Source organism: Novosphingobium sp. 550D, assembly GCF_057401885.1.
Window position 1 is genome coordinate 1,295,518 of record NZ_CM171613.1, and the last position, 24,529, is coordinate 1,320,046.

Sequence of the window (24,529 nt, forward strand, 5' to 3'; positions counted from 1 at the left end):
TTTTGGTCCCCGCCTTTTTCATTTTCAGGCCGCGCGAGTGGCGCGGGCATATCCTTCGGGATCGGCGATCTTGATCTTTTCCAATTCCGCCTCAACCTGCGTGGCGTGAACGTCCACGGCCTTGCGGGCGTTGGAAATGTCGATGTCGGGCGCCATTGGGCCATCGGTGCGGATGCCCTGCATGCCCACCTTGATGAATTCCCACGGACGCGTCAGCCCTTCCTTGGCCGCCGTGCCTTCAAAGCCGCAATGGACCATGCAGTTCGAGCATTTCTCGTACTTGCCGACGCCATATTGATCCCAATCGGTGCCTTCCATCAGCTCGGCAAAGGTGTCGACATAGCCTTCGCCCACCAGATAGCAGGGCTTTTGCCAGCCAAACACCGTGCGCAAAGGCATCGACCAGGGCGTGCATTCATACGAACGGTTGCCCGCAAGAAAGTCGAGGAACAGCGGCGAGTTGGTGAACTTCCACGATTTCCCACCATTGCCCTTGCGCAGCAGGTCGCGGAACAGGTTCTTGGTCTTTTCGCGGTTCAGGAAGTGTTCCTGATCGGCGGCGCGTTCATAGGCATAGCCGGGCGAAATCGTCACTTCGACATCGAGCGAAGCCATCAGGTCAAGGAACTTGGCCAGCTGATCCGGCTTGGCATCGTTGAACACGGTGCAATTGACCTGAACGCGGAAACCCTTCGACTTGGCCAGCTGGATCGCTTCGAGCGCGACGTCATAGGTGCCTTCCTGATCGACGGCCTTGTCGTGCATGGCCTTGTCGCCGTCCAGATGGATCGACCAGGTGAAATAGGACGAGGGCTTGTAATCGTTGATCTTCTTTTTCAACAACAGCGCGTTGGTGCAAAGGATCACGAATTTCTTGCGCGCGATATAGCCTTCGACAATCTTGGGCATATCCCGGTGCAGCAGCGGTTCGCCGCCCGCGATCGACACGGCGGGCGCGCCCGATTCCTCGATCGCGGCCATACATTCTTCCACCGACAGGCGGCGGTTAAGGATCGCGTCGGGATAATCGATCTTGCCACAGCCCGGACAGGCCAGATTGCAGCGCAGCAGCGGCTCGAGCATCAGCACGAGCGGATATTTGCCGCCCTTGATCTGGCTGGAAATGGCATGACCAGCAATGCGAAGGGCGGGGCCAAGGGGAAGGGACAAGGGGGCTTACTCCAAACAGGGCATTACGCGCGGGCGCGGGCGGCATCACCCGCCCGGCGCAGGGCCGCAGGCAGGCTGAACGACACGTTTTCGCGGGTGCCGTCAAGCTCTGAGACGGTTATTTTTCGCGTAAGGGCGATTGCGGCAATCACATCTTCGACCAGTTCCTCGGGCGCGCTGGCCCCGGCGGTGATGCCAAGGCGTTCCACCCCGTCCAGCCAGTCCATCGACACTTCGCTGCCATCGCCCACCAGCCATGCCGGTTTGCCCAGAGCCAGCGCCACATCGCGCAGCCGGTTCGAATTGCTGGAATTGGCCGCGCCGACAACGATCAGCGCATCGCATTCCTCGACCAGCGCGCGCACGGCATTCTGGCGGTTTTGCGTGGCGTAACAGATGTCGGATACGTCCGGCCCGGCCACATCGGAAAAACGTTCGTGCAGGGCGGCAATCACCCCGCGCGTATCGTCCACTGACAGGGTGGTCTGCGTCACATAGGCAATCGGCGCATCATCATCGAGCGGCAGGAACGCCACATCCTCTGGCGTTGCCACCAGATGGACCGGCGCGGGGATCTGGCCCAGCGTGCCGACGACTTCGGGATGGCCTTCATGGCCGATCAGAACCACATGGCGTCCGTCGCGGGCAAAGCGCCCGCCGTGCAAATGCACCTTGGTCACCAAGGGGCATGTCGCGTCATAAACCGGCAGGCTGCGGCTTTGCGCTTCCTGCTCGACGCTTTGCGGCACGCCATGGGCGGAAAACACGGTGACGGCGCCGGCGGGCACTTCATCGAGCTCTTCGACAAAAATAGCGCCCATGGCACGCAACCTGTTCACGACATGCGCGTTATGAACAATCTCATGGCGGACATAAACCGGCGCGCCATGCATTTCGAGAGCGCGTTCCACAATGCGAATCGCGCGGACAACCCCTGCGCAAAATCCGCGCGGCGATGCCAATTTGATGGAAAGAGGAGCTGCAAGCAGCAGAGCGGGGGAACTCTCAGTCGGCGTCAAACGGTTAACCCCTTTGTAACCTTGGATATCGCACCCTGTATCATAGGGTCATTGTAACCAATTCCGTTGACAGAGAAAAGCTTGCAGTAGCCTGAACCGGGGCTTCATTGCGCGCTCATCCCACTTGTTTTACGTATTGCTCATGCGCAAGGACGCGTCATGGCGCGCGGCACATGGGGCGTATATGGGAAAATGCCGATATATTCGGTCTGGAGTTGGCATGACGGTTGGATTGAACATGACGCGTAAATCGGGATTCGCATCGATCAAGGCGGCTTTGGCGCTGGGCGTTCTGGCGCCGGTTTCGATTTTGGCGGTACCGGGCGTGGCTTTCGCACAGGCCGGTGATCCGGCGGCACAGACGGTTGAGGCTCTCAACGCTGGCCTGATCGCGACGATGAAGGCTGGCGGCGGTCAGGCCGGGCGCGCCCGCGTGATCGGTCCGGTTGTTGACCGCGCGTTTGATATTCCCGCCATGGCGCGCCTGTCGGTCGGCCCGCCCTGGACAACCTTTTCGCCGCTGGAACAGGCCAATGTGATTGCGGCCTTTCGCGCGATGACGGTGGCTCAATATGCCGCCAATTTCGACGGCTATTCGGGCCAGAAGATCACCATGGTCGGCGGCGTGGAGACGCGCGGCACGGACAAGCTGGTGCGCACGCAATTGACCGGTGCGGGCACGAATGAATCGCTCAACTATCGCCTGCGGGAAAGCGGGGGCCAGTGGCGAGTGATCGACGTGTTCTATCGCAATGCGATCAGCCAGATCGCCACGCGCCGTTCCGATTTTGCCAGTGTGATTTCCAAGGGCGGCGCGGCCGCTCTGGTCGGTCACCTTAACCGATTGGCCGCCAATCCGAAGTAAGGGCGGCGGTATAGAGTGAATGGACCTCGGCATGCCCATCGGCGCGCCGGGGTTTTTCATTTCGGCCCCGACGGCCCCATGAAATAGCGCAGGGCAAAGTGGATCGTCTGGGGCTTTGCCTCATGCGTGATGACCGCGTCGCGCCATTTGGGCGGGCCGAACACGATCTTGGCATCGCGGGAAAAACCTACGCCCTCTTTGGGGATGCCGATGAAGTTCTGATCGACCTTCTTGTTGCCATTCTCGTCCTGAAACGCCTGTGCCGCCCATTCGCCGGGGGGCACATTGGCAAAGGTCACGCTGGTCGAACCCTTTTGCGACGGGGCCGAGCTTTCCAGCAGGCAGTCATCCTTCAGGAACGTCTTTTGCGGGCAGAGCGCAACATGCACCCGGCCCACATTGGACCGCACATTGTCCACGACCACCGTCAAAGGCGCGCCGTTGGCGGCAGGCTCCGCGGCCGCTGCCGCCAGCGTCAGAACTATCGCGGCAAGGCTCAAGCGCGAACCTCGCCCACGATGTCGGCGCCGATCACATCGGCATCGTTCCAGCGCAAAGCTTTCAGCACCGTTTCCACAATATGCGGCGCGTTGAGGCCCGCCGTATCGTATTGCTTGTCGGGCGCATCGTGGTCCTGGAACACATCGGGCAGACGCATCGTGCGGATTTTCAGCCCGCCATCGGTCAACCCTTCGTCGCTGGCCAACGTCAGCACATGCGAACCAAGGCCGCCGATGGCGCCCTCCTCGATGGTGACGACCACTTCATGCGTCTTGGCCAGACGGCGGATCAGTTCTTCGTCCAGCGGCTTGGCAAAGCGCAGGTCGGCAACGGTGGTGGGCAGGCCCTTGGCCTCCAGCACTTCAGCCGCCTTGACCGCCTCGGCCAGACGCGTGCCGAGGCTGAGGATGGCGATTTTGCCGGCTCCGCCCCGCACGATACGCCCCTTGCCGATCTCCAGCTTTTGCGGAACCGCAGGCATTTCCACGCCCACGCCATTGCCGCGCGGATAGCGGAAGGCAATCGGCCCGCTGTCATGTTGGGCCGCCGTATAGGTCATATGGACCAGTTCGGCCTCATCAGCCGCCGCCATCACCACGAAATTGGGCAGCGAGGCCAGATAAGTGATGTCAAACGTGCCCGCATGGGTCGCGCCATCGGCGCCGACAAGGCCCGCGCGGTCAATCGCGAAACGCACCGGCAAATTCTGAATCGCCACGTCATGCACGACCTGATCATAGGCGCGTTGCAGGAAGGTGGAGTAAATCGCACAGAACGGACGCATCCCCTGTGCGGCAAGACCTGCGGCAAAGGTCACGGCATGCTGTTCGGCAATGCCGACGTCAAAGCTGCGGTCCGGGTGCGCCTTGGCGAATTTGTCGACGCCGGTGCCCGACGGCATGGCGGCGGTGATCGCCACAATCTTGTCATCGGTATCGGCGATTTTGGCCAGCGTTTCGCCAAAGACGTTCTGATAGGCGGGGGCCTTGGCGGGGGCCTTGACCTGTTCGCCGGTGATGACGTTGAATTTCTGGACGCCGTGATATTTGTCCGCCGCCGCTTCGGCGGGGCCATAGCCCTTGCCCTTTTGCGTGACGACATGGATCAGGCACGGGCCGGCGGCGGCATCGCGGACATTTTCCAGAACCGGGATCAACTGTTCCAGATTGTGTCCGTCAATCGGGCCGACATAATAAAAGCCCAATTCCTCGAACAGCGTCCCGCCCATGACCATGCCGCGGGCGAATTCGTCGGTCTTGCTGGCCGCGCGCGAGAGCGGGGCGGGCAGGTGGCGCGAAACCTTCTTGGCAATTTCGCGCAGTTCAAGGAACGGACGCGAGGACACCAGACGCGCCAAATAGGCCGAAAGCCCGCCGACGGGCGGCGCGATCGACATATCATTGTCGTTCAGGATCACGACCAGACGGTTGCCTGCGGCCTGCGCGTTGTTCATCGCCTCATAGGCCATGCCCGCGCTCATCGAACCATCGCCGATGACGGCAATCGCCTTGCCGGGCTGATCGGACATCTTGTTGGCCATGGCAAAGCCGATGGCGGCCGAGATCGAGGTGCTGGAATGGGCCGCGCCAAAGGGGTCGTATTCGGATTCGCTGCGCTTGGTAAAGCCCGACAGGCCGCCCGGTTGGCGCAAAGTGCGGATGCGGTCGCGGCGACCGGTGACAATCTTGTGCGGATAGGCCTGATGGCCCACGTCCCAGATCACCTTGTCACGCGGCGTGTCGAACACGTAATGCAGCGCCACGGTCAATTCGACCACGCCCAGACCCGATCCCAGATGGCCACCGGTCTGGCCAACGGTATGGATCATTTCCTGGCGCACGTCATCGGCCAGTTGGCGCAATTCACCCATGGACAGGCCACGCATATCCGCGGGCACCTTCACTCGATCGAGGATCGGCGTCTTCAGTTCAGCTTCCATGCCCCAGCCTTACACAGGTTCAAGCGCCCTGTCGATTGACCGCATCGCATTTGCGGCGGGCGATTGTTGCAAGTGGGATATGGGAAACACAGGTACAGGAAAAAATGCGTCTGTCCCCTTGATGCACTTGTTTTTCCTGTTTTGGTCAAGGACATGGCGGATAAAGGTGCCTCATCCCTTCGGCCAGCTATGCAATGGGGGCATTGTGTCGTTAGGCATTGGGCAAAAGCACAAGAATATTCGTAAGGGGATCGAGGATGAAAATGCGCGCGCCGGCATCGCGAGCCATGTTGTTGGCCAAAGCCGCCCTGATACCGGCACTTTTGCTGCCATCGGTGGCGCAGGCTTCTGATGAAGAAGCCAATTCGCCTATTATCGTGACCGGAACCGGTTTGGGCGCCGCCCCTGCTGTGCCCGCCTATTCCTCGCGAGAGATCGACCGGGAAACGATCACATCCTCGGCGTCGGGGCGGATCGAGGATGTTTTGGCCAATGTGGCGGGTTTTCAACAGTTTCGTCGCAGCGACAGCCGTTATTCCAATCCTTCGGCACAGGGCGTGACGCTGCGCGCGCTGGGCGGCAATGCGGCGGCGCGGACCCAGGTTTTGCTGGACGGTGTGCCGATGGCCGATCCGATGTTCGGGTCGGTGCCGTGGAATGCGATCACGCCTGAACGTCTGGGTTCGATCCGGGTGACGCGGGGCGGCGGTTCGGGGGCTTTCGGTTCGGGCGCGGTGGCCGGGACCATCGAACTCAACAGCGCGGGCCGCGACGCGATGGGCCTGTTTTCGGGCGAGGCTTTGGCCAATGATCGCGGTGAAACGACTGTGTCGGGCGCGTTGGCCCCGAAACTGGGCGCGGGTTTTGCACAGGTTTATGGCCGGTGGGATCGCGGCGACGGTTTCTGGACTACGCCGGAGAGCCAGCGCGTGGGCGCCAGCGTCAAATCGCGTTACGACAGCTGGTCGGTCGGCGCGCGCGGCGTGGCGCCGATTGCCAATAATGTCGAGCTTCAGGCCCGCGTGATGGCCTTTGACGATCACCGCACCCTGCGCTTTGCCGGCGCGGTCAGCCATAGCAGCGGCGAGGATTTTTCGCTGCGTCTGGTGGGCCGGGGCAAGTGGCAGTTTGATGCGCTGGCCTATATTCAGGATCGTGGCTTTTCCAACGTGACCGTGTCGGCCACGACATTCCGCCCCAGTTTGGATCAACGCCGTACCCCGGCCACCGGCCTTGGCGCCAAGGTGGAAATCCGCCCGCCGATCGGGCCGGACCACCTGCTGCGCATCGGCAGCGATTGGCGCAGCGCCAAGGGTGATTTGAATGAAATCGCCTATAATGCGGCCACGGGGGCGGTCACGGCCTATCGCTGGGCGGGCGGGCGCAATGATGATCTGGGATTCTATGCCGAAGATGACTGGAAACTGGGGCCGCTGACGCTGACCGGCGGGGTGCGTGCGGACCGATGGAGCGTGAATGCGGGCTATTCCCGTCAGGCCAATGCGACCGGCACCATCACCATCAACAACGCCTATGCCCCGCGCAGCGATTGGGCGGTGACCGGGCGCGGCGGGGCTTTGCTCAAGGTCGCGCCGGGGCTGGAATTGCGCGGATCGGCCTATACCGGCCTGCGTCAGCCCACGATCAACGAACTCTATCGCAGCTTTACGCTGGTGGCTTCGGGCGTGTCGACCGTGACCAATGCCAATGCGGCGCTGGGCAATGAAATGATGGAAGGCTATGAGGCGGGCATTGATTTCACACCCGTTCCGGCGCTGAAACTTTCGGCCACGGCTTTCTATAACCGTGTGGCCCATGCCATCGCCAATGTCACCACGGCCCAGACTGCGACGACGATCACCCGCATGCGCCAGAATGTTGATGCGATCCGCGCACGGGGTCTTGAATTTGCCGCTGCCCTCGATCTGGGGCGGATCAGCCTGGATGGCAGCCTTGCCCTGACCGATGCGGTGGTGCGGGCCAGCGGGGCGCAGGCGGGCCTGAATGGTATGCGCCCCGCGCAAACCCCCAAGATCGCCGCCAGCGCGACCGTGACATGGAAACCGCGCGACGGGTGGCAGGGGGCCTTGGTCCTGCGCCATTTCGGGTCGCAATATGAGGATGACCTGCAAACCTATCTGATGCCATCGGCCACCACCATCGGCGCCTTTGTTCAGGCCCCCTTGGGCCACGGTGTCAGCTTTATCCTGCGCGGGGAAAATCTGGCCAATGTCACCGTCATCACCCGCAATCAGGCGGGCAGCATGGACATTGGCGCGCCGCGCACCGTCTGGGCGGGCCTGCGTTTCGGGCTGAAGTAATTGGGTTGAAGTAAGGCGGGATGGCGGGCATGGGAGGTTCCATGTCCGCCTTCACCCTTAATGGCCATCCGGTCGATCTGCGCATGGATGTTCAGACGCCCTTGCTCTGGGCCTTGCGTTGCGGGGCCAATCTGACGGGGGCGAAATATGGCTGCGGGACCGGCGAATGCGGGGCCTGTATGGTCATGGTCGATGGTCAGGCTTTGCCCTCATGCCAGATGACCTTGGCGCAGGCCGAGGGGCGCGCCATCACCACGATTGAGGGCCTCAGCCGCGACCGTTCCCATGCCGTGCAACAGGCGCTGGTGGCCGAAGGCGCGATCCAATGCGGTTTCTGTACGCCCGGTATCGTGATGGCGGGGGCGGCGCTTCTGGCCGCCAATGCCGACCCCAGCGCCGATGACATTGCCAAGGCGATGACCAACCTGTGCCGTTGCGGCATCTATCCCCGGCTGGTCCGCGCGATCCAGCGCGCCGGGCGGGTGATGCGGGGCATGGAAACCATCGCCGCGGTGCCTCCTCCGGGCGGCGCGCAACAAAGGAAGAACCCATGAAAGCCACGATCTGGCACAATCCGGCCTGCGGCACATCGCGCAAAACATTGGCGATCCTGATGGAAACGCCCGGCGTCGATGTCACCGTGGTTGAATATCTCAAAACCCCGCCCGGCGCCGCCAAGCTGGCCCAGCTCTATCGCGACGCGGGCATGACGCCGCAACAGGGCCTGCGCCTGCGCGGGACGGACGCGGTGGAACGAGGCTTGCCCGATGCCGAGGATGCCGCCGTTCTGGCCGCGATGGAGGCCGAACCCAAGCTGATCGAGCGGCCTTTGGTCGAAACCGACAAGGGTGTCCGCCTGTGCCGCCCACAGGATCTGGTCCATCAGATCCTTTGAACCGCATCCGTGAACGCGCCGTGACGGTGGATTACTGTCCCGTCCCGACGCAGTTTGCGGCAAATCTTGCGCAAGGCGGCTTGCCAAGCGCTTGCACTTTTGCAAACCATCCATCAGACGCGGATGTCTAGGGTAGGGATTTGACACGAGCATGACAACCGAAATGGCCGGACAGGCGCCGCTTGCCAAAGTGAAAAGCAGGCTGAAGCGAGCCTTGGGGCCGTGGGGAGTTTTCTTCGAAGGCTTTCTGAAAAATCCGGTGATGGTCGGCTCGATCGTGCCTTCCTCGCGATTTACCATCAATCGCGTTCTGTCCGCGGTCGATTGGGACAATACCAAGCTTTTCGTGGAATATGGTCCGGGCGTGGGCACGTTTTGCCAGCCTGTTCTGGATCGCCTGCGCCGTGACGGCACGTTGCTGGTGATCGACCTTAACCCCGATTTCATCGAATATTTGCAGCACACGATCACCGACAGCCGCTTTGTCGCGGTTCACGGTTCGGCCGCCGATGTCGAGGAAATCGTGCGCGCCCATGGCCATGAAAAGGCCGATTATGTGATTTCGGGCCTGCCCTTTTCGACTCTGCCGCCCGGCGTCGGTCCGGCGATTGCCAGCGCGACCTATCGTGTGCTGCGCAAGGGCGGGGCTTTCCTTGTTTATCAGTTCACCCCGCGCGCGGGCGATTTCATGGCCCAGTTCTTTAAGCGCATCGACAAGGGGCTGGAATGGATCAACGTCCCGCCCTGTTTCCTGTTCTGGGGCTGGAAGGACGAGGATTGATCCGGCGCTGATGCGGGCGCGAGGGGCGGGCCCCTCGCATCCTCACGATTATTCAAACGTCGCGCGAATATCCTCAACCGTAGGCCCGGCCAATTGGCGGTGGATCGCCGCCATCAGCGCCGCAATGTAAAGCGTGAATATCGCGGCCAGCAGCGATGAAACGATGGCCGAAACAATTCGGCTGGCATCCGGCCCGCCCGCCAATGCGCCAATCGAACCGCCGATGGAAACCGCCGCCAGGCTGATCACCAGCACGACCACGCCCACCAGAACGGCAAAACCGATCAGGCGCCAGAAATTGCCCCGCGTGATCGCCCATGACCGTTGCAGCGCCTTGATCGGATTATAGACCCGTTCGACCGCCACCACCGGCGCGACCAGCGACATGCGGACATAGGCGCCCAGCGCCAGCACCCCGACGATCACCATGCCCAGCGCGGCCACTGCGGGCTGATTCGCCAGCCCCAGCACGCCGACCAAACCGCCGCCCAGCACCACCACCGCCATCGCCAGCAGCAATTGCGCGCCAATATAGGGAAACACGCCCTTGGCCCCCAGCGAGAGCGCTTGGCCCACGGTGGGGCGGGTGCGGTCGGTGAACAGGGTCAATATGCCCAGAATGCCCGCCGCCTGAACCACCAGCATGGGGATCATGAAGGGCATGGCTTTGCTGTAGAATTCCTCGATTGCCTGCATCGATTGGGCGGGCGACATGCCCTGTGCGGCGGGCGGATCGGGCATCAACAGGGTAAAGGCCAGACGGGGCAGCAGAAAGAACACCCCCGCCATCGCCAGCAGAACATCCCGATTGGCCCGAATCGCCGCATGGGCCGTCCGCCAGGCCAGATTGCTGTCAAAACGCATGGGGTACTCCTCTTGCGCCGAATGCGGCGCATCTGCCCCCTTGATAAGCGGAGCGGATTGCCCCACGCAAGAATCATGGTCATGCAAGATGCAATCAAAGCCGAGATTTCGCTGGATAATGGCGTTGCCGTGCGCCGTGATTACGCCCAGGTGTCCTATCGCGATGCTCTGGAGTTTCAGACCGCGCGCAATAGCGCCATTTATGAAGGGCTTGCGCCGGACCTGATCTGGCTGCTCGAACATCCCCCTGTCTATACCGCGGGCACCAGCGCGCAACAGGCCGACATGCTGGACCCCCGGTTCGAAGTGGTCGAGGCGGGGCGCGGCGGCAAATATACCTATCACGGGCCGGGACAGCGGATCGGCTATGTCCTGATCGACCTGAAACAGCGGGCGCGTGATGTGCGCGGCTTTGTCCATGCGTTGGAAGGATGGGTGATCGACACATTGTCCGATTTCGGTGTAGAAAGCTGGCGCAGCGATGCGGGCGTGGGCATCTGGACCCGCGACATTGACGGGACCGAGGCCAAGATCGGCGCCATTGGCGTGCGCATTCGCCGCTGGGTGACGATGCATGGGTTTTCGGTCAATCTGAACCCGGATCTGTCGCATTTCACCGGCATCGTTCCTTGCGGCATTGCGGAAAAGGGCGTGACCTCGCTGGAACGTCTGGGCATTTCGGTGACGGCACAGCAATGGGATGACGCATTGCTGGCACGGGCCGGACAATTTCTGGCCAAGCTGGAGCAGGCATGCCCGGTTGAGGCCGCACCCACCAAGCCCGAAGGGGAACAGGCATGAAGCGCGCCGTTACGATCCTTGCCCTCACGCTGGCGCTTGGCGGATGTTGGGGCAAAAAGGCCAACAAGGCCGAGGATCAGCGCACCGCAACGGGCCAGATCCTGCCCGGATCGACCAGCGATGCGATGATTGCCTATGACGCGCTGACCTCGCGCGCGCCCTTGGCCCCGCGCGCCGCGCCGGTGCAGGCCAGCAGCGCCGCGCCCGAAACCCCCGCCGCAGACGATGCGAGCAGCGCCGAGGAATAAGCCCTACGCCGAATACCGGGGCGCATCGCGCCGCGTTCTGCGCTAGGCCATGGCTATGAACACGCAAACTTCATGGCAATGGCGGCACCTCCTCGCGCTGGTGGGTGGCAATCTCATTCTTGCACTGGGGCCGTGGAGCGTGCGTCTGGCCGATACCGGGCCGGTGTCGGCGGGCTTTTGGCGTCTGGCGCTGGCGGTGCCCGTGCTGGCCATTCTGGCGCCCGCGACGGGGCAAAGTCTGGTGCTCAACCGCAAGGCCTTGCTGGCCATGCTGGGGGCGGGGGCCTTTTTCGGGCTGGATCTGGCCAGTTGGCATCTGGGGATCGAGCGCACGAAAATGGCCAATGCCACGCTGTTCGGCAATTCGGGCAGTTTGATCCTGATGGTGTGGGGTGTGATCGCGATGAACCGGCGCCCGTTTCGCGGCGAATGGGTGGCGATGGGGGCGGCTCTGGCCGGGGCGGTTTTGTTGATGGGGCGCAGTCTGGAACTGGGGTCGCGCACCTTGGCGGGCGATTTGTTCAGCGTCGCGGCGGGGCTGTTCTACGTCGCCTATCTGCTGCTTTTGCAACATGCGCGGGCCAGTCTGGGCAATTGGTCGCTGCTGTTCTGGGCCTCTCTGGCGGGGCTGCCGGTGATCCTGCCCTGCGCTCTGGCCATGGATGAGCCTTTCTGGCCCGGCATGCATGGGGGCCATTGGTGGCCTCTGATTGTGCTGGCCATGGGCAGTCAGGTCGTGGGGCAGGGTTTGCTTGTCTATGCCCTGCGCCATTTCAGCCCGATCATGATCGGCATGGCGCTGCTGACCCAGCCCGCCGTCGCTGTTGCGGCGGGCTGGGCGGCATTTGGCGAGACGCTGACCATATGGGACGGAGTGGGTATCCTCTTGGTCAGCGCCGCGCTCGTGCTGGCCAGGCTGGGCCAAACCAGCCCAACCAGCGCCAGCGATCAGGCCGAATAGGGCGGAAAGCTGGTATAGCCTTCTGCGCTATTCCCGTACCATGCCGAAGGATCGCCTCCTTCGGTCCATGGGTGCCCATGGGCGATACGGTCGACCAGATCCGGATTGGTAATGAATGGCCGCCCAAAAGAGATGGCGTCCGCATCGCCCTTTTCAAGAGCCTGCGCGCCGCTTTCCAGCGTATAATCAGCATTATCGACGATGGGGCCGGAAAAGATCGTCTTCAAATGCGCGGCGCGGCGCGGACCGATGCCCGACCCGAATGTTCCATTGGGCAGCGGGTCACGCATTTCAAGAAAGCCGATCTTGAGATCGTCCAGCACCTTGGCCGCATGGTCGAACAGGGCATAGGTGTCGCTGTCCTCGACGCCCTGAATGCCGTCATTGGGCGAAAGACGGACCGAGACGCGCCCGGCGCCCCAGACGCGGATCAGCGCTTCTGTGACTTCTTTCAGCAGACGGGTGCGGTTTTCGATTGAGCCGCCGTAATCGTCAGTGCGCTGGTTCGTGCCATCGCGCAGGAACTGGTCGATCAGATAGCCATTGGCGGCGTGAAGCTGGACGCCATCGAAACCGGCTTCCTTGGCCAGGCGCGCGGCATTTTCATAATCGGCGATCAGACGGGGGATCTCATGCGTTTCCAGCGCGCGCGCCTGCACATAGGGCTGCTTGCCCTGATAGGTATGGGCCTCGCCCGGCGCGGTGGTGGCGCTGGCCGATACGGGTTGGATGCCGTGGAGCTGCGGGTGCGACACGCGACCCATGTGCCAGAGTTGCAGGACGATACGCCCGCCCGCATCATGGACGGCCTGCGTCACCTGTTTCCAGCTTTGCGCCTGTGCCTGATTCCAGATGCCGGGGGCATTGGGCCAACCGCGCCCTTCGGGGCTGATGGCGGTGGCTTCGGAAATGATCAGGCCCGCGCCGGCGCGCTGGGCGTAATATTCCGCGATCAGAGGATTGGCCAAACCTTCGCGGTCCGATCGGCCACGGGTCAGCGGGGCCATCAGGATGCGATTGGGGGCGGCGATGTCGCCAAGGGCGATGGGGGAAAGCAGGGGGTTTGTCATGCCGCTGATGTTGTGGCGCGGCATGACAATTTCCAGTGCAAGCAGTTCTTTTGCAGACCCAAGAATCATTTGCGGGGTTTGGCCGGAACCAACCCCCGCAATTTGATCAACGATTTGGCCGTTTACGCGGCCAGATCAAACGGCGCGATTTCGCCCGACAGGTACAGCTTCTTGGCCTTGGCGCGCGAAAGCTTGCCCGAGGACGTGCGCGGCAGGGTGCGCGGCGGCACCAGTTCGACAATTGCCGGATGACCCAGAATCGCGCGCACCTTTTCGGCCACGGCATTCTTCAGCTTCAGGCGTTCCGCCGGGTCGGACACGCGGCAATGGACCAGAACAGCGGCGGTTTCCTCGCCCGTGTCGGTTTCAAGGCTGAAAGCGGCAATGTCGCCCTGATGGAAACCGGGCAATTGTTCCACCGCCCATTCGATATCCTGGGGCCAGTGGTTCTTGCCGTTGATGATGATCATGTCCTTGGCACGGCCCACGATGAACAGATAGCCCTCGGCGTTCTGATAACCCATGTCGCCCGTGTCCAGCCAGCCATCGACAAGGCAGGCCGCCGTCGCTTCGGGATCGCGGAAATAGGAGTGCATGACCGACGGCCCCTTGCACCACACTTTGCCGATCTGATGATGGGGCAGAACGCGGCCCGAACCGTCACGGACCTCGATGGCCATGTCCAGCACCGGCTTGCCGCAATTGACGATGGCGCGATAACGGGCCGGGCGCGACAGATCGCGCGGCTGGCCCGACAGGCGTTCTTCCTCGACCAGTTCGACGCGGATGCCTTCGCCCGGCGGCATGATCGTCACCGAGAGCGTGGCTTCGGCAAGGCCATAGGAAGGCAGGAAGGCGCTGGCCTTGAACCCGGCGGGGGCAAAGGCGTTGACAAAGCTTTGCATCACATCGGGGCGGATCATGTCCGCGCCATTGCCCGCAAGGCGCCAGCGCGACAGGTCGAAACGCTGCGCCACATTGGTCTGGCTGGAAATGCGGCGGGCGCAGATGTCATAGCCAAATGTGGGCGAATAGCTGACCGAATTGCCCGGATTGCGCGAGATCATGTCCAGCCATGCCAGAGGGCGGCGGGCAAAATCTTCGGTTTTGAGGTAATCGGTCGAAACCTGATTGGCGATGACCGACAGGAAGCAGCCCACCAGACCCATGTCGTGATACCACGGCAGCCACGAAACGCAGCGGTCATTGAGGTGGGTGGAAAATTCCATGGCCACGCCATGACCGCGCAGATTGTTCAGCAGCGAAGCATGGGTGACCGCGACGCCGTGGGGAAAACGGGTCGAGCCAGAGGAATATTGCAGATAACAGATGTCATCGCCCGACGCCTGCGGCAATTCGACCGGCACCACAGCATCGGCGGCCAGAACGTCCCAGCTCAACCCCTCGCACGCACCGCCCTTGGCATTATGCGCCTGTGCGGCGGCAAGGCCCATATGGGCGATTTCGGGTGGATAGAAGAAATAGAACGGATCGCTGCTGGCCAATTGGACGGCCAATTGCTCGATATAATTGTCCTTGCCGCCAAAGCTGGTGGGCAGGGGCAGCGGCACCGGCCATGCGCCGGCATAGATGACGCCGCAGAACAATGCGGCAAATTCAGCCCCCGTTTCGGCCACCAGAGCGATGCGGTCGCCCTTTTTGACGCCGCGCGCGATCAGGCGCTGGGCCATGGCGATGGCGTCTTCGCGCAATTCGCGGAACGGATAGGGGCGGATCAGATTGCCGCGCGGATCATGAAAGTTCAGCCCACGGGTGCCCTGCGCCGCATAATCAAGCGCTTCGCCAAAAGTGCCGAAATCGGCAAGGCGGCGCGGCAGATCGCAAGTGTTGGGCGTGGGGATCGGGGCGGCAATGGTCGCTTCGATCACGGCGGCGTCGGTCATGGTCTTATCCGTCTAGGGCTACGCCCCGGTAAAAGGGCATCAGAAACTGGCCCGCAAGTCGGGTGACGCGGGGGGTCCCCTTTGGGGCCGGACTGTGGCACGAATATGGCCGATGGATGAGATGGAACGCCCCAATCGCCGCAAACCGGCCCCCAAACCGCTCGATTCGGCGCGGATGGAGGAGATGGCGCTGGCCTATGTCGCCAAATTCGCCACCAGCGCGGGGCGACTGGGGGATTACCTGAAACGCAAATTGCGCGAACGCGGATGGGCGGGCGAGGATCCGGCAGAGGCGCGAATCGAGGCGATCATCGCCCGTTTCGTCGATCTGGGCTATATTCAGGACGAAGCCTATGCCCGGATGAAGGCGGGCAGCCTGTTGCGCCGTGGCCTGGGCGGGCGACGCATTGCCGAAGCCTTGGGGCAGGCGGGAATTGATGAGGATATACGCGCAGAAGTCATGCCGGGCGAATTTGCCGCGCGTGAGGCCGCTTTGGCCTATGCCAGACGGCGCGGGCTGGGGCCTTTTGCCCGCCGCGCGCCCTCGGACGATCCGGCCGAGCGCCGCGCGCGGCGGGAAAAGGAAATCGCCGCGATGATGCGTGCGGGCCATGGCATGGGCGCGGCGCGGGCCATTCTGGAATCGGGCGATATGGACGGGGCGCAAAGCTGGGTCGATGAAGCGCGCCCGGATGATGGCGACGAAGTGTAGGCCCTGCGCAAAATCGCGGTGGCAAAGCGGATTTGGGTTGCGCCCTTTGCTCTTGCGTTGCCCTATTGCCTTGGGCTAGGCGCAAACCTGTCCTTCGCTTGGCGGATTCTGTCCGCGGGCAGACCTGAATAGGGAAACTTGCGCAATGCTCTTCACCTGGTGGAACGGCTCCACTTTCGGCACCTGGCTCAACACCAAGTTTGGCGGCGAACAGGTTGGCACCGATTTTCAGGGTAACAAATATTACCGCTCGAAGAAGGTTGTGCCCGCCGGCACCAACAGCCCCTTTGCGGGCATGGAACGCCGCTGGGTGATCTATAACGGCGCCAATGATTCCAGCCGCGTTCCGGCCGAATGGCATGGCTGGCTGCACCATTCCTATGACGCCGTGCCGCAGAGCCATCTGCCGCCCGCCCGCATCTGGGAAACGGAATATACGCCCAACGCCACCGGCACGGCCAAGGCCCACCAGCCGCACCCCGAACTGCGCGGTGCGGGCAAGGCGAAGGCGGCTGGCTATGAAGCCTGGACGCCTGAAGGCTGATTGAAATCATGCGCCGGACTTTGTTGGTTGCTGGCGCATGCATGGCGCTTTCGGCTTGTGGCGGATCGTCCGAGCCGGAGGCGCAGGCCACCGACGTGCCCAAGGCCGTTGCCGGCAACAGCGCGGCGCAGGCCGTCGAAAACCAGTTCGGCACCCCGGTCAAGGATCGCGTGGCGACGCTGGGCCTGCTCAACAAGCGGAACAATGAGCAGCAGGATATCGTCCTGAAAGTGGGCGAGGCCAAGCGCGTGGGCAATGTGGTGGTGAAACTCTCCACCTGTGAAAAGACCCAGCCTTGGGAACGCCCGCAGGAAACCGGCGCCTTTGTTCAGGTCTTTGTCGAACAGCGTGCACAGGTGTCCGAACCCTTGCGCTGGCAAAAGGTGTTTTCGGGCTGGCTATTCCGCAATTCGCCCGGTTTGAACGTGGTGCAACACCCGGTCTATGACGTCTGGGTCAAGGATTGCGCGATGAACTTCCCCGGCGAGGAAGAGAATCCGGCCGATTTCGCCGCGCCCAAGAGTGCGCCAAAGGCATCGGGCAGCGAAAGCGCGCCGCCTGCGGCCGAGCCGACGCCCGCTCCGGTCGAACCCGCCATTCCTGATTGAGGGCGCAGATCTCGGATTCCCGGTTCCTTGGGCCGCATCGCATCGCGCAGCAGCGCCAGATAACGCTTTTGCGGGATCTCCACCGCGCCCAGTGAGGCAAGGTGGCTGGTTATGAACTGGCAATCGAGCAATTCGGCCCCGCCAAGGCGCATCGCCGACACCAGCCATGCCAGCGCCACTTTGGATGCGTCGGGCACGCGGCTGAACATGCTTTCGCCGCAAAATACCCGTTCAAAGCCAACGCCGTAAAGTCCGCCCACCAGCGCGCCATCGATCCAGCACTCGATCGAATGTGCATGTCCCAGCCGGTGCAATTCGCGATAGGAGGCCGCGATTCGCGCGCTGATCCATGTTTCGCCGCCATCATCCGATTCGGCGCGGCGCGGCGCGGCGCATGCCTCCAGCACGTCGCCAAAGGCCGCGTTGCAGGTGACGGTAAACCGCCCCCGCCGCAATGTCCGCGCCAAAGAATGCGAGACGCGAAACCCGCCCAGCGGCAGAATCCCCCTTCGCTTGGGCTCTACCCAGAAAATTTCCGGGTCATCACGCGAATCCGCCATGGGAAACACCCCGCCGCGATAGGCAAGCAGCAGCAGGGCCGGATCAATAAGGTCAAGATTTTGCGTGGTCACATGAACAGTCTAGCATCCTGTTCATCTTGGCGGAAAGAGGGAGAAATTGCGCAATCCCCGGCGTTGGTCGGACACCATGGAAAAAATCGAACATCATCATGCATTGACCGCTTGCCAAAGGCGTCATGCTCCCCTAGAGGCGCTGCACCCTGCAGGAGTGTAGCTCAGTTGGTAGAGCATCGGTCTCCAAAACCGAGGGCCGTGGGTTCGAGTCCCCCCGCTCCTGCCAGGGTATTCATGGAATTTTAGCCGCATCGGCAAATCCATATCCCCCAATAATCGCCGCCGATTTTGTCGTCCCGTCCATCGGGGACTTGCCAATCGCCCCCGGTTGGCTAGGGGAATGGGCAAGGGTCGCTTTTGGGGCATCTTTTCAACATGGGTGTGATGGATTCATCACCGGCGGCGCGCGCGGGTGAGAAGCGGGTTTACTGGTTCTCGGTTCTGCTGGCGCTGGCTTCCTGCCTGCCGGTGCTGGTCGCCCATTATCCGCAAATGAGCGATTATCCGGCCCATCTGGCGCGTTATGCGGTCATGCTGGACGGCGGACGCAGCGCGGATCTTTCGCAATATTACTCGTTCCACTGGGCGTGGACAGGCAATCTGGGTGTGGACATCCTGATCCGCCCCTTCGCCGCGATCTTTGGTCTGGAACTGGGCGGGCGAATCATCACGGGGCTGATTCCGCCGCTGACCGCGCTGGGGCTGATCGCGGTGGATCGGCAATTGCACGGGCGCGTGACGATTGCCTCGCTGCTGGCCATGCCTTTTGCATGGTCGCCGATGATGCTGATCGGCCTGCTCAATTACGCACTGGGTCAGGCGCTGGCGCTGTGGGCCTTTGCGCTTTGGGTGATGCTGGATCGGCATCGGACGATCTGGTGGCTGCGTGCGGCTTTGTTTGTGCCGATCGGTCTGGTGGTCTGGCTGTGCCATTTGTCGGCGTGGGGCGTGCTGGGCGTTCTGCTGTTCGGCTATGAAGTGGGCGCGGCCAAGAGTTTCGGGCGCAGCCGGTGGTGGGCCTTTGTCCGCCCATGGCCGCTGCTGGCGCCTTTGGTGGTGATGGTGCTGGTGCCGGGGACGGCGGGCACGTTCTCCTATGGCCCGTTCTGGTGGATCTATAAGCAGGCGATCTGGCTCAAGGCCATGCGCGACACGGTCTATGCGCTGGATTATCTGTCGCTGGTGGTGGTCGGGCTGGCCTTTCTGCTGGCGGCGGCCATGCGCAGGTTGGACGCGCGGCTGGGCTGGGCGGCGGTCATGCTGCTGATCATGACGATTGCGGTGCCGCGCCATATTTCGGGCGGTGATTATGCCGATTACCGGCTGGTCACGACGGGGTTGATGGTGTGCTGTCTGGCGATTCGCTGGCCTTCTGCGCCGCGCTGGATCTATGTGCCGGTGGTGATGCTGTACCTGACGCGGCTGTTGATCACGACGCAGGATTGGCACGATGATTCGGCCCGGATGGAAAAGATCATGGCGGCGCTCGACCATGTGCCGCAAGGCGCCCGCGTGGCCAGCGCCGTGCTGGTGACGCGCGAGCAATGGCCGCTCAACCATTTCGAACATATCGGCGCCTATGCGGTGGTGCGCCGTCATGCGTTGGTGAACGCCAATTTCGCGGTGCCCCATGTCCATATGCTGCAATTGAAGCAGGGCGGGCGTGATTTCGACGATCCGTCACAGCGCCTGCTGCTGCATCACACGCAAAAGATCGATCTGGCCAATTTCGCTCCGGCGCAAAAGGCCGACTGGTTGTGGTATGTCGGCGACCGCGAACCCGACACCATGCCCGAAGGCGCGGTGGTCGTCTGGCGGGGCGAGGGCACTTTGCTGGCCAAGCTGAAACCGGCCCCCCTTGCAAAATAAGGCAACTGGGACTAGATCACCGCTATCTCCCGACATCGGAGCCTTGCAACGCCCCTCCCGGACCTGATCCGGGGCGGCGCGGCGGCAATGGTGAAAGAGGTTTCGGGCTTTGTTCGAGGATCGGTTCGATGGAAGAAAAGAAAGCCAAGGTCTCTCCCGGAGAGTTCTTCAACCAGGTCAAGGTTGAAGCGCGCAAGGTCGTGTGGCCCAGCCGCCAGGAAACCATTCAGACCGGCATCTTCGTCGGCATCCTGATGCTGATCCTTGCGATCTTCTTCCTCGGTGTCGATTCGCTGTTCGGCTACATCGTGCGCACGCTGCTGTCGCTCGCCTAAAAACGCATAGGAAGTGTAAGTATGGCCCGCTGGTATATCATCCACGCCTATTCCGGCTTTGAAAACAAGGTCAAGGAAGCCATTCAGGCCGAAGCCGAACGCCTTGGTCTGGCCCAATTGGTCGAGCAGATCGAAGTGCCCTCTGAACAGGTCACCGAAGTCAAGCGCGGCAAGAAGGTCTCGGTCGAACGCAAGACCATGCCCGGCTACGTTCTGGCCAAGCTGACCATGAATGATGACGTGTATCACCTCGTCAAGAACACCGCCAAGGTCACCGGCTTCCTTGGCCACAATGGCAAGCCGCAGGCGATTTCCGAACGCGATGCGGCCCGCTATTTCGGCCACCGCGAAATCGTCGCCACGACGGTCAAGAAGCACGTTTCGGTCGATTTCGAAATCGGCGATTCGGTCAAGGTGCTCGACGGCCCCTTCAACAGCTTTACTGGCATCGTCGAAGAACTGGATTTCGACAAGAACCGCGTCAAGGTTTCGGTGTCGATCTTCGGCCGCGCGACCCCGGTCGAGCTGGATTTCGAGCATGTCGAACTGGTGAAGTAAGTTTCGCCGGATTGATGATGCGAAAGAGGGGTGGGTTTTCCTGCCCCTTTTTTGTGTTTTCAGAAAAAGGGTAATGCGAGGGTCTAGACCCTCGCGCTCCCGTTACTGTCTGCGTTGTGTGTCGGGTTCGGCCAAGGGGTGTCGGACGCGGCGTTGAAATGATTAAGCCTGCGGCGCTTATGGCGTAACCTCGCCGCGCCGCAGGCTATAAAATCATCGTCCAAACCCGAGATGGCGAATTTCACGCCACCCCAGTAACGGGATTGCAAAGGAGAGTCTTTGTGGTCGCATCGCTGATGCCAAAAACCGGTTCCTACTTTTTGGCGCGATGCTTTGGTCCCTTTGTCCGCCGGAGGCAAAATCAACGCGCCCCCAAATCCCCCATACCAACCGTACCGGCCGCCATCCCCAGCATGCGATCAAGGCTTTCCTTGGCCTTCAGACGCAGCCCTTCCTCGATCTCGATCCGGGGCGAGAGGTCGCGCAGCGAGATGTAGAGCTTTTCCAGCGTGTTGAGCGCCATATAGGGGCAGATGTTGCAGTTGCAGTTGCCGTCTGCTCCCGGCGCACCGATGAAGGTCTTGTTCGGGATGGCCAGTTGCATCTGGTGGATGATGTGCGGCTCGGTTGCGACGATCAGCGTGCCGGCGGCCATGTCCTTGGCATAGTTCAGGATGCCGCTGGTCGAGCCCACGTAATCGGCGTGATCGACGATGGTGGGAGGGCATTCCGGGTGGGCCGCGATGGGCGCGCCGGGGTGCTGGGCTTTCAGTTTCAGCAATTCGGTTTCGCTGAAGGCCTCATGCACGATGCACACGCCGGGCCAGAGCAGCATCTCGCGGTCGAACTTGCGCGAGAGATAGCCGCCCAGATGGCGATCGGGGCCAAAGATGATCTTCTGGTCACGCGGGATCTGGGCCAGGATCTTTTCCGCGCTGGAACTGGTCACGATGATATCGGACAGCGCCTTCACCTCGGTCGAGCAGTTGATATAGGTGAGCGCGATGTGATCGGGGTGCGCCGCGCGGAAAGCCTTGAACTTTTCGGGCGGGCAGGCGTCCTCAAGGCTGCAACCGGCGTTGAGGTCGGGCAGCACCACGGTCTTTTCGGGCGAAAGGATCTTGGCCACTTCGGCCATGAATTTCACGCCGCAAAAGGCGATGACATCGGCGTCCGTTTCGGCCGCCTTGCGCGACAGTTCCAGCGAATCGCCCACAAAATCAGCCAGATCCTGCAATTCCGGCTTCTGGTAATAATGCGCAAGAATGACCGCATTCTTTTCCTTGCGAAGGCGGTCGATTTCGGCGCGCAGGTCAAGGCCGGCAAGGCTGGCGCTCAGGGCAGTCATCATCACATCCCCTTGGGGTTCATTGTCTCGCCGCCCAGATAGGGATCCTTGCACCGGACCCCAAGGAAAATCTGCAATGGGCGGCGGATTTAACCCGCCATGACCGATGAGGGCCGCGCTGTTCAGCCAGCCAGAATCCAGAGGTCCTCTGAGGCGCCCTGCGATACAAGGCTGCGCTTTTGCAGGTCGAGCAAATGGGCCAGCACCGACCGCCCCGCCGCGCGGTGCAGCCGAACGTCCAGTCCGGGGTACATTTGCGTCACCATGATTTCGATCGAACTGGTGCCTGATTCCAGATGTTTAAGGATCTGGCGTTCGCGCAATCGGCGGTGACCGATCATGCCGCGCACCATCTGCTTGGGCTTGTCGATTTGCGCGCCATGGGCGGGGTAATAGACCCGGTCCTCGCGCTCGTGCAGCTTTTCCAGACTGATCATATAATCGGTCATGTCGCCATCGGGCGGCGAAACGACGGTGGTGGACCAGCCCATCACATGATCGCCGGTAAACAGCGCCCCGCTTTCCAGCAGGGAAAAGCACAAGTGATTGCTGGTATGCCCCGGCGTCGCCACGGCCATCAAAGTTGCAGATGGCAGGCGCACGATATCGCCATCCGCCATAATCGTGTCGGGGCGATAGGACGTGTCAAAGGCCGCATCGGCGCGTGGCCCGTCATCCTCCATGGTCAGTGGGGCGCACCCCATGATGGGCGCGCCGGTGGCGGCGGACAAAGGTGCTGCTCCGGGCGAATGGTCGCGATGCGTATGCGTGCACATGATGGCCAGAACCGGCGCATCGCCAATCGCGTTCAGCAAGGCGTCCAAATGATCGGCATCATCCGGCCCCGGATCGATCACCGCCATCCCGCGTGCATCACCCACCAGATAGGTCTGCGTGCCGGTATAGGTAAACGGGCTGGGATTATTGGCCAAAAGGCGCACCACCAGCGGTTCGAGTCGCTCGGTTTCGCCGGTGGGCCATGGGCGCGGGGGCATATTCATGGCGCAGCCTATGCCGTTTTGCCGCCCCCCTGTCGAGAGTGGCGGCAAGAGGGAGGATCAGGCCACTGCGCTGGCCAGACGGGCGCGCAATTGGTCAAGGGCCCGCGGCGCGCCGGGCGCGGTTTCGCGCCAGCTGCGGTCGATGCGCAGCAGGCGTGCATAGAATTCCTCGGTCGCGGCGATCAACGTGCGGATCTTGGGCGAGAGCAGCGCCATCCGATCGGGATCAGCGGCGGGAAAATCGGGCGCCAGTCGGCCATAACGGCGCAATTGAAATTCGGACAGTTCGCCCATGAAATAGGCCCGATGGTTCAACAGCCACGCCACCGCGTGCATCATGCGCGTCGTGGTGCGCAACGCCTCGCAAGAGAGGGCGATCCGGGGCGCATCTTCCTGCGTTCCGGTTTCCTCGATGCGGCCCGACAGGTCAAAGGCGGCGCGCACCTCGTCCGACAGGACAAGGGCCTCGCAATAAAGCCCTTCGACGATTCGGGGGTTTATGTTGCTCGTGTGCTTCATGGTGATTTTGGTTAATCAAATGTTACACATGGCCGCAATGCATCTTGGGGGTGACGCCTATCCCGTTTTGGGACATTCCAGAATCGGCACAACAATCCGGCCTAAATTGTCGCAAAAGATAGCGATTACGCGATGATGTCCGGGATCAGATAATCCTCGATCAACGAAATCTGATCCTTGAGCTTGAGCTTGCGCTTCTTGAGTCGCGCCAGTTGCATCTGGTCGCCTGCGCCCGAAAGGGTGAGCGCATCGATGGCGGCGTCCAGATCGCGATGTTCGATCCGCAGCGCCTCAAGCTTTTTGCGCATTTCCTCTTCGGTCACCAAAACTCGCTCCCGCCAAGGGTATCTTGCCGCTTGGTGCCTTGCTCTAATCGCGCGCGGGCCACGGGGCAAGGGGCCGGATCAATCCGCGATGAAATGAGTATGCGGGTCGGGTCGTCGATGCTGAAAAACAATTTGCCGTGCTCATAAACGGCTTACCTAAAATTGTCACAATCGCCCCTTCGCAAGCGGGGAAAAGTGTGTTTCCTTTACGTCCTGATCACGGCGATGACAGCGATTCGTCCATGACCGCAGGAGGCATGGACAGCCTGGACCGACCAATGTTGCCGCGATCAGGCGGGCGTCTGCAGCGTCCGGTTAAAAAGGGGGTAGCCTGTGGTTCGTGCCACACGGTCTTTTCCTGCGGCCCGCGCACATGGGCCGGATTAAAAGGTCGCGATGGTTTTGAACCACTTTCAATGGCTTAACAGCCTATGGAGGAGAGTCCAAAATGGAAGCATCCCATATCAACGCCCTGCACAACAAGCACGCCGGTTTGGAACGCCGGATTGCCGAAGAACTGAAAAGTCCTCATCCCGACCCAGCCATGCTTCAGGCGCTTAAGCGCCACAAGCTGCGGATCCGCGACCAGATCGCGCATCATTGATGCAGCATTTCGGCGCAGCATCGATGGGCGGGAAGGCCCCGGCTGACGACTGAAACCCAACCAACCCAAACAACAATCGACCCGATCCGGTCCTTTGCGCCGGGTCGGGTCTTTGCGCTGTGGCGATGGAC

The 24,529-nt window shown here is 61.8% G+C and carries 27 protein-coding genes, 1 tRNA gene and 1 pseudogene; 17 read left to right on the plus strand and 12 right to left on the minus strand.

The features are described from left to right. Positions 1 to 24: 24 nt before the first annotated feature. Together hpnH and ispH are read right to left on the minus strand one after the other, a co-directional pair. The gene (gene hpnH, locus AC2S2E_RS06160; protein ID WP_476101042.1) at positions 25 to 1,170 is read right to left on the minus strand and encodes an adenosyl-hopene transferase HpnH; all 1,146 of its coding nucleotides are present in this window, start codon (positions 1,168 to 1,170) and stop codon (positions 25 to 27) included. 23 nt (positions 1,171 to 1,193) lie between these two features. Further along, the gene (gene ispH, locus AC2S2E_RS06165) at positions 1,194 to 2,159 is read right to left on the minus strand and encodes a 4-hydroxy-3-methylbut-2-enyl diphosphate reductase (protein ID WP_476101751.1); all 966 of its coding nucleotides are present in this window, start codon (positions 2,157 to 2,159) and stop codon (positions 1,194 to 1,196) included. 250 nt (positions 2,160 to 2,409) lie between these two features. Here ispH and AC2S2E_RS06170 point away from each other — a divergent pair, with 250 nt between their 5' ends. Then, positions 2,410 to 3,054: an ABC transporter substrate-binding protein gene (locus tag AC2S2E_RS06170; protein ID WP_486524127.1), complete on the plus strand. Its 645-nt coding sequence runs from the start codon at positions 2,410 to 2,412 to the stop codon at positions 3,052 to 3,054. 56 nt (positions 3,055 to 3,110) lie between these two features. On the opposite strand, the gene AC2S2E_RS06175 is transcribed toward AC2S2E_RS06170, so the two are convergent. Then, complete coding sequence (locus AC2S2E_RS06175; RefSeq protein ID WP_476101046.1) at positions 3,111 to 3,554, minus strand: DUF2141 domain-containing protein; 444 nt, start codon at positions 3,552 to 3,554, stop codon at positions 3,111 to 3,113. After that, positions 3,551 to 5,494: a 1-deoxy-D-xylulose-5-phosphate synthase gene (dxs, locus tag AC2S2E_RS06180; protein ID WP_476101048.1), complete on the minus strand. Its 1,944-nt coding sequence runs from the start codon at positions 5,492 to 5,494 to the stop codon at positions 3,551 to 3,553. Before dxs ends, AC2S2E_RS06175 begins: the two co-directional genes overlap by 4 nt. Here dxs and AC2S2E_RS06185 point away from each other — a divergent pair. The 5 genes from AC2S2E_RS06185 to AC2S2E_RS06205 all read left to right on the plus strand — a co-directional run bounded on the left by AC2S2E_RS06185 (position 5,493) and on the right by AC2S2E_RS06205 (position 9,491). Next, positions 5,493 to 5,846 (plus strand): hypothetical protein, encoded by a 354-nt coding sequence (locus AC2S2E_RS06185; RefSeq protein WP_486524129.1) that lies wholly within the window; start codon positions 5,493 to 5,495, stop codon positions 5,844 to 5,846. The two genes, dxs and AC2S2E_RS06185, sit on opposite strands and share 2 nt — an antisense overlap. After that, positions 5,782 to 7,815 carry a TonB-dependent receptor plug domain-containing protein gene (locus AC2S2E_RS06190; RefSeq protein WP_486524130.1) on the plus strand — a complete coding sequence of 678 codons (2,034 nt, stop codon included), beginning with the start codon at positions 5,782 to 5,784 and terminating at the stop codon, positions 7,813 to 7,815. The genes AC2S2E_RS06185 and AC2S2E_RS06190 overlap by 65 nt, the downstream gene beginning before the upstream one ends. 41 nt (positions 7,816 to 7,856) lie before the next feature. Continuing rightward, complete coding sequence (locus AC2S2E_RS06195) at positions 7,857 to 8,369, plus strand: (2Fe-2S)-binding protein (RefSeq protein ID WP_486524131.1); 513 nt, start codon at positions 7,857 to 7,859, stop codon at positions 8,367 to 8,369. Then, positions 8,366 to 8,710: an arsenate reductase family protein gene (locus AC2S2E_RS06200; RefSeq protein ID WP_476101053.1), complete on the plus strand. Its 345-nt coding sequence runs from the start codon at positions 8,366 to 8,368 to the stop codon at positions 8,708 to 8,710. The genes AC2S2E_RS06195 and AC2S2E_RS06200 overlap by 4 nt, the downstream gene beginning before the upstream one ends. Before the next feature lie 151 nt (positions 8,711 to 8,861). Continuing rightward, positions 8,862 to 9,491 carry a class I SAM-dependent methyltransferase gene (locus AC2S2E_RS06205; protein WP_486524132.1) on the plus strand — a complete coding sequence of 210 codons (630 nt, stop codon included), beginning with the start codon at positions 8,862 to 8,864 and terminating at the stop codon, positions 9,489 to 9,491. A gap of 48 nt (positions 9,492 to 9,539) precedes the next feature. Here the strand turns inward: AC2S2E_RS06205 and AC2S2E_RS06210 are convergent, their stop codons facing one another. Then, a complete protein-coding gene (locus AC2S2E_RS06210; RefSeq protein WP_486524133.1) occupies positions 9,540 to 10,355 on the minus strand; it encodes a DUF7847 domain-containing protein in 816 nt (271 codons plus the stop codon). A 75-nt stretch (positions 10,356 to 10,430) separates the two neighbouring features. Between AC2S2E_RS06210 and lipB the strand changes: the two genes are divergently transcribed. Genes lipB through AC2S2E_RS06225 form a run of 3 tightly spaced genes read left to right on the plus strand, consistent with a single transcriptional unit; the run spans position 10,431 to position 12,365 of the window. Continuing rightward, positions 10,431 to 11,156, plus strand: a complete 726-nt coding sequence (gene lipB, locus AC2S2E_RS06215) for a lipoyl(octanoyl) transferase LipB (protein WP_476101060.1) — start codon at positions 10,431 to 10,433, stop codon at positions 11,154 to 11,156. Continuing rightward, on the plus strand, positions 11,153 to 11,404 hold the full coding sequence (locus AC2S2E_RS06220; protein ID WP_476101062.1) for a hypothetical protein: 252 nt from the start codon (positions 11,153 to 11,155) through the stop codon (positions 11,402 to 11,404). Before lipB ends, AC2S2E_RS06220 begins: the two co-directional genes overlap by 4 nt. Before the next feature lie 55 nt (positions 11,405 to 11,459). Continuing rightward, positions 11,460 to 12,365: a DMT family transporter gene (locus AC2S2E_RS06225; RefSeq protein ID WP_486524134.1), complete on the plus strand. Its 906-nt coding sequence runs from the start codon at positions 11,460 to 11,462 to the stop codon at positions 12,363 to 12,365. Here the strand turns inward: AC2S2E_RS06225 and AC2S2E_RS06230 are convergent. Both AC2S2E_RS06230 and AC2S2E_RS06235 read right to left on the minus strand, forming a co-directional pair. After that, entirely contained in the window at positions 12,353 to 13,435 is a 1,083-nt protein-coding gene (locus tag AC2S2E_RS06230; protein WP_486524136.1) for an alkene reductase, read from the minus strand. The genes AC2S2E_RS06225 and AC2S2E_RS06230 overlap by 13 nt on opposite strands. A gap of 122 nt (positions 13,436 to 13,557) precedes the next feature. Further along, a complete protein-coding gene (locus AC2S2E_RS06235; protein WP_486524137.1) occupies positions 13,558 to 15,339 on the minus strand; it encodes a fatty acyl-AMP ligase in 1,782 nt (593 codons plus the stop codon). A 121-nt stretch (positions 15,340 to 15,460) separates the two neighbouring features. On the opposite strand from AC2S2E_RS06235, the gene AC2S2E_RS06240 reads away from it, so the two are divergent. The 3 genes and pseudogenes from AC2S2E_RS06240 to AC2S2E_RS06250 all read left to right on the plus strand — a co-directional run. Next, positions 15,461 to 16,051 carry a RecX family transcriptional regulator gene (locus AC2S2E_RS06240; RefSeq protein WP_486524138.1) on the plus strand — a complete coding sequence of 197 codons (591 nt, stop codon included), beginning with the start codon at positions 15,461 to 15,463 and terminating at the stop codon, positions 16,049 to 16,051. A 145-nt stretch (positions 16,052 to 16,196) separates the two neighbouring features. Beyond that, positions 16,197 to 16,595, plus strand: coding sequence for an NADH:ubiquinone oxidoreductase subunit NDUFA12 (locus tag AC2S2E_RS06245; protein WP_476101073.1), 399 nt, complete (start codon positions 16,197 to 16,199; stop codon positions 16,593 to 16,595). Between the two features lie 41 nt (positions 16,596 to 16,636). Beyond that, positions 16,637 to 17,002: pseudogene (locus AC2S2E_RS06250) on the plus strand (DUF2155 domain-containing protein); the annotation flags it as partial. Positions 17,003 to 17,037: 35 nt separating this feature from the next. On the opposite strand, the gene aat reads toward AC2S2E_RS06250, so the two are convergent. Beyond that, complete coding sequence (aat, locus tag AC2S2E_RS06255) at positions 17,038 to 17,763, minus strand: leucyl/phenylalanyl-tRNA--protein transferase (RefSeq protein ID WP_476101755.1); 726 nt, start codon at positions 17,761 to 17,763, stop codon at positions 17,038 to 17,040. A 225-nt stretch (positions 17,764 to 17,988) separates the two neighbouring features. Between aat and AC2S2E_RS06260 the strand changes: the two genes are divergently transcribed. The 4 genes from AC2S2E_RS06260 to nusG all read left to right on the plus strand — a co-directional run bounded on the left by AC2S2E_RS06260 (position 17,989) and on the right by nusG (position 20,600). Beyond that, positions 17,989 to 18,064: transfer RNA gene (locus AC2S2E_RS06260), tRNA-Trp, on the plus strand. 158 nt (positions 18,065 to 18,222) lie between these two features. Then, complete coding sequence (locus AC2S2E_RS06265) at positions 18,223 to 19,707, plus strand: hypothetical protein (RefSeq protein ID WP_486524140.1); 1,485 nt, start codon at positions 18,223 to 18,225, stop codon at positions 19,705 to 19,707. Between the two features lie 128 nt (positions 19,708 to 19,835). Continuing rightward, positions 19,836 to 20,042 carry a preprotein translocase subunit SecE gene (secE, locus tag AC2S2E_RS06270; RefSeq protein WP_476101078.1) on the plus strand — a complete coding sequence of 69 codons (207 nt, stop codon included), beginning with the start codon at positions 19,836 to 19,838 and terminating at the stop codon, positions 20,040 to 20,042. Positions 20,043 to 20,063: 21 nt separating this feature from the next. After that, positions 20,064 to 20,600 (plus strand): transcription termination/antitermination protein NusG, encoded by a 537-nt coding sequence (nusG, locus tag AC2S2E_RS06275; RefSeq protein WP_476101081.1) that lies wholly within the window; start codon positions 20,064 to 20,066, stop codon positions 20,598 to 20,600. A 361-nt stretch (positions 20,601 to 20,961) separates the two neighbouring features. On the opposite strand, the gene nadA is transcribed toward nusG, so the two are convergent. The 4 genes from nadA to AC2S2E_RS06295 all read right to left on the minus strand — a co-directional run bounded on the left by nadA (position 20,962) and on the right by AC2S2E_RS06295 (position 23,791). Continuing rightward, on the minus strand, positions 20,962 to 21,948 hold the full coding sequence (nadA, locus tag AC2S2E_RS06280; protein WP_486524560.1) for a quinolinate synthase NadA: 987 nt from the start codon (positions 21,946 to 21,948) through the stop codon (positions 20,962 to 20,964). Between the two features lie 122 nt (positions 21,949 to 22,070). After that, positions 22,071 to 22,949 (minus strand): MBL fold metallo-hydrolase, encoded by an 879-nt coding sequence (locus AC2S2E_RS06285; protein WP_486524141.1) that lies wholly within the window; start codon positions 22,947 to 22,949, stop codon positions 22,071 to 22,073. A 57-nt stretch (positions 22,950 to 23,006) separates the two neighbouring features. After that, positions 23,007 to 23,468: a DUF1465 family protein gene (locus AC2S2E_RS06290; RefSeq protein ID WP_476101086.1), complete on the minus strand. Its 462-nt coding sequence runs from the start codon at positions 23,466 to 23,468 to the stop codon at positions 23,007 to 23,009. A gap of 125 nt (positions 23,469 to 23,593) precedes the next feature. Continuing rightward, on the minus strand, positions 23,594 to 23,791 hold the full coding sequence (locus AC2S2E_RS06295) for a YdcH family protein (RefSeq protein ID WP_476101089.1): 198 nt from the start codon (positions 23,789 to 23,791) through the stop codon (positions 23,594 to 23,596). A gap of 451 nt (positions 23,792 to 24,242) precedes the next feature. On the opposite strand from AC2S2E_RS06295, the gene AC2S2E_RS06300 reads away from it, so the two are divergent. Further along, positions 24,243 to 24,398 (plus strand): YdcH family protein, encoded by a 156-nt coding sequence (locus AC2S2E_RS06300; RefSeq protein WP_168605653.1) that lies wholly within the window; start codon positions 24,243 to 24,245, stop codon positions 24,396 to 24,398. Positions 24,399 to 24,529: the final 131 nt, after the last annotated feature.

What these genes read in the sequence shown, in the direction of transcription:
- AC2S2E_RS06285 (WP_486524141.1), bottom strand. Translation starts at nt 22,949, where the DNA reads ATGAATATGCCCCCGCGCCCATGGCCCACCGGCGAAACCGAGCGACTC.
- nusG (WP_476101081.1), top strand. Translation starts at nt 20,064, where the DNA reads ATGGCCCGCTGGTATATCATCCACGCCTATTCCGGCTTTGAAAACAAG.
- nadA (WP_486524560.1), bottom strand. Translation starts at nt 21,948, where the DNA reads ATGACTGCCCTGAGCGCCAGCCTTGCCGGCCTTGACCTGCGCGCCGAA.
- AC2S2E_RS06240 (WP_486524138.1), top strand. Translation starts at nt 15,461, where the DNA reads ATGGAACGCCCCAATCGCCGCAAACCGGCCCCCAAACCGCTCGATTCG.
- AC2S2E_RS06265 (WP_486524140.1), top strand. Translation starts at nt 18,223, where the DNA reads ATGGATTCATCACCGGCGGCGCGCGCGGGTGAGAAGCGGGTTTACTGG.
- aat (WP_476101755.1), bottom strand. Translation starts at nt 17,763, where the DNA reads ATGGCGGATTCGCGTGATGACCCGGAAATTTTCTGGGTAGAGCCCAAG.
- AC2S2E_RS06190 (WP_486524130.1), top strand. Translation starts at nt 5,782, where the DNA reads ATGTTGTTGGCCAAAGCCGCCCTGATACCGGCACTTTTGCTGCCATCG.
- AC2S2E_RS06210 (WP_486524133.1), bottom strand. Translation starts at nt 10,355, where the DNA reads ATGCGTTTTGACAGCAATCTGGCCTGGCGGACGGCCCATGCGGCGATT.
- AC2S2E_RS06245 (WP_476101073.1), top strand. Translation starts at nt 16,197, where the DNA reads ATGCTCTTCACCTGGTGGAACGGCTCCACTTTCGGCACCTGGCTCAAC.
- AC2S2E_RS06230 (WP_486524136.1), bottom strand. Translation starts at nt 13,435, where the DNA reads ATGACAAACCCCCTGCTTTCCCCCATCGCCCTTGGCGACATCGCCGCC.
- AC2S2E_RS06300 (WP_168605653.1), top strand. Translation starts at nt 24,243, where the DNA reads ATGGAAGCATCCCATATCAACGCCCTGCACAACAAGCACGCCGGTTTG.
- AC2S2E_RS06205 (WP_486524132.1), top strand. Translation starts at nt 8,862, where the DNA reads ATGACAACCGAAATGGCCGGACAGGCGCCGCTTGCCAAAGTGAAAAGC.
- AC2S2E_RS06185 (WP_486524129.1), top strand. Translation starts at nt 5,493, where the DNA reads ATGCCCCAGCCTTACACAGGTTCAAGCGCCCTGTCGATTGACCGCATC.
- AC2S2E_RS06225 (WP_486524134.1), top strand. Translation starts at nt 11,460, where the DNA reads ATGAACACGCAAACTTCATGGCAATGGCGGCACCTCCTCGCGCTGGTG.
- AC2S2E_RS06235 (WP_486524137.1), bottom strand. Translation starts at nt 15,339, where the DNA reads ATGACCGACGCCGCCGTGATCGAAGCGACCATTGCCGCCCCGATCCCC.
- AC2S2E_RS06200 (WP_476101053.1), top strand. Translation starts at nt 8,366, where the DNA reads ATGAAAGCCACGATCTGGCACAATCCGGCCTGCGGCACATCGCGCAAA.
- AC2S2E_RS06220 (WP_476101062.1), top strand. Translation starts at nt 11,153, where the DNA reads ATGAAGCGCGCCGTTACGATCCTTGCCCTCACGCTGGCGCTTGGCGGA.
- AC2S2E_RS06195 (WP_486524131.1), top strand. Translation starts at nt 7,857, where the DNA reads ATGTCCGCCTTCACCCTTAATGGCCATCCGGTCGATCTGCGCATGGAT.
- AC2S2E_RS06170 (WP_486524127.1), top strand. Translation starts at nt 2,410, where the DNA reads ATGACGGTTGGATTGAACATGACGCGTAAATCGGGATTCGCATCGATC.
- dxs (WP_476101048.1), bottom strand. Translation starts at nt 5,494, where the DNA reads ATGGAAGCTGAACTGAAGACGCCGATCCTCGATCGAGTGAAGGTGCCC.
- secE (WP_476101078.1), top strand. Translation starts at nt 19,836, where the DNA reads ATGGAAGAAAAGAAAGCCAAGGTCTCTCCCGGAGAGTTCTTCAACCAG.
- lipB (WP_476101060.1), top strand. Translation starts at nt 10,431, where the DNA reads ATGGTCATGCAAGATGCAATCAAAGCCGAGATTTCGCTGGATAATGGC.
- AC2S2E_RS06290 (WP_476101086.1), bottom strand. Translation starts at nt 23,468, where the DNA reads ATGAAGCACACGAGCAACATAAACCCCCGAATCGTCGAAGGGCTTTAT.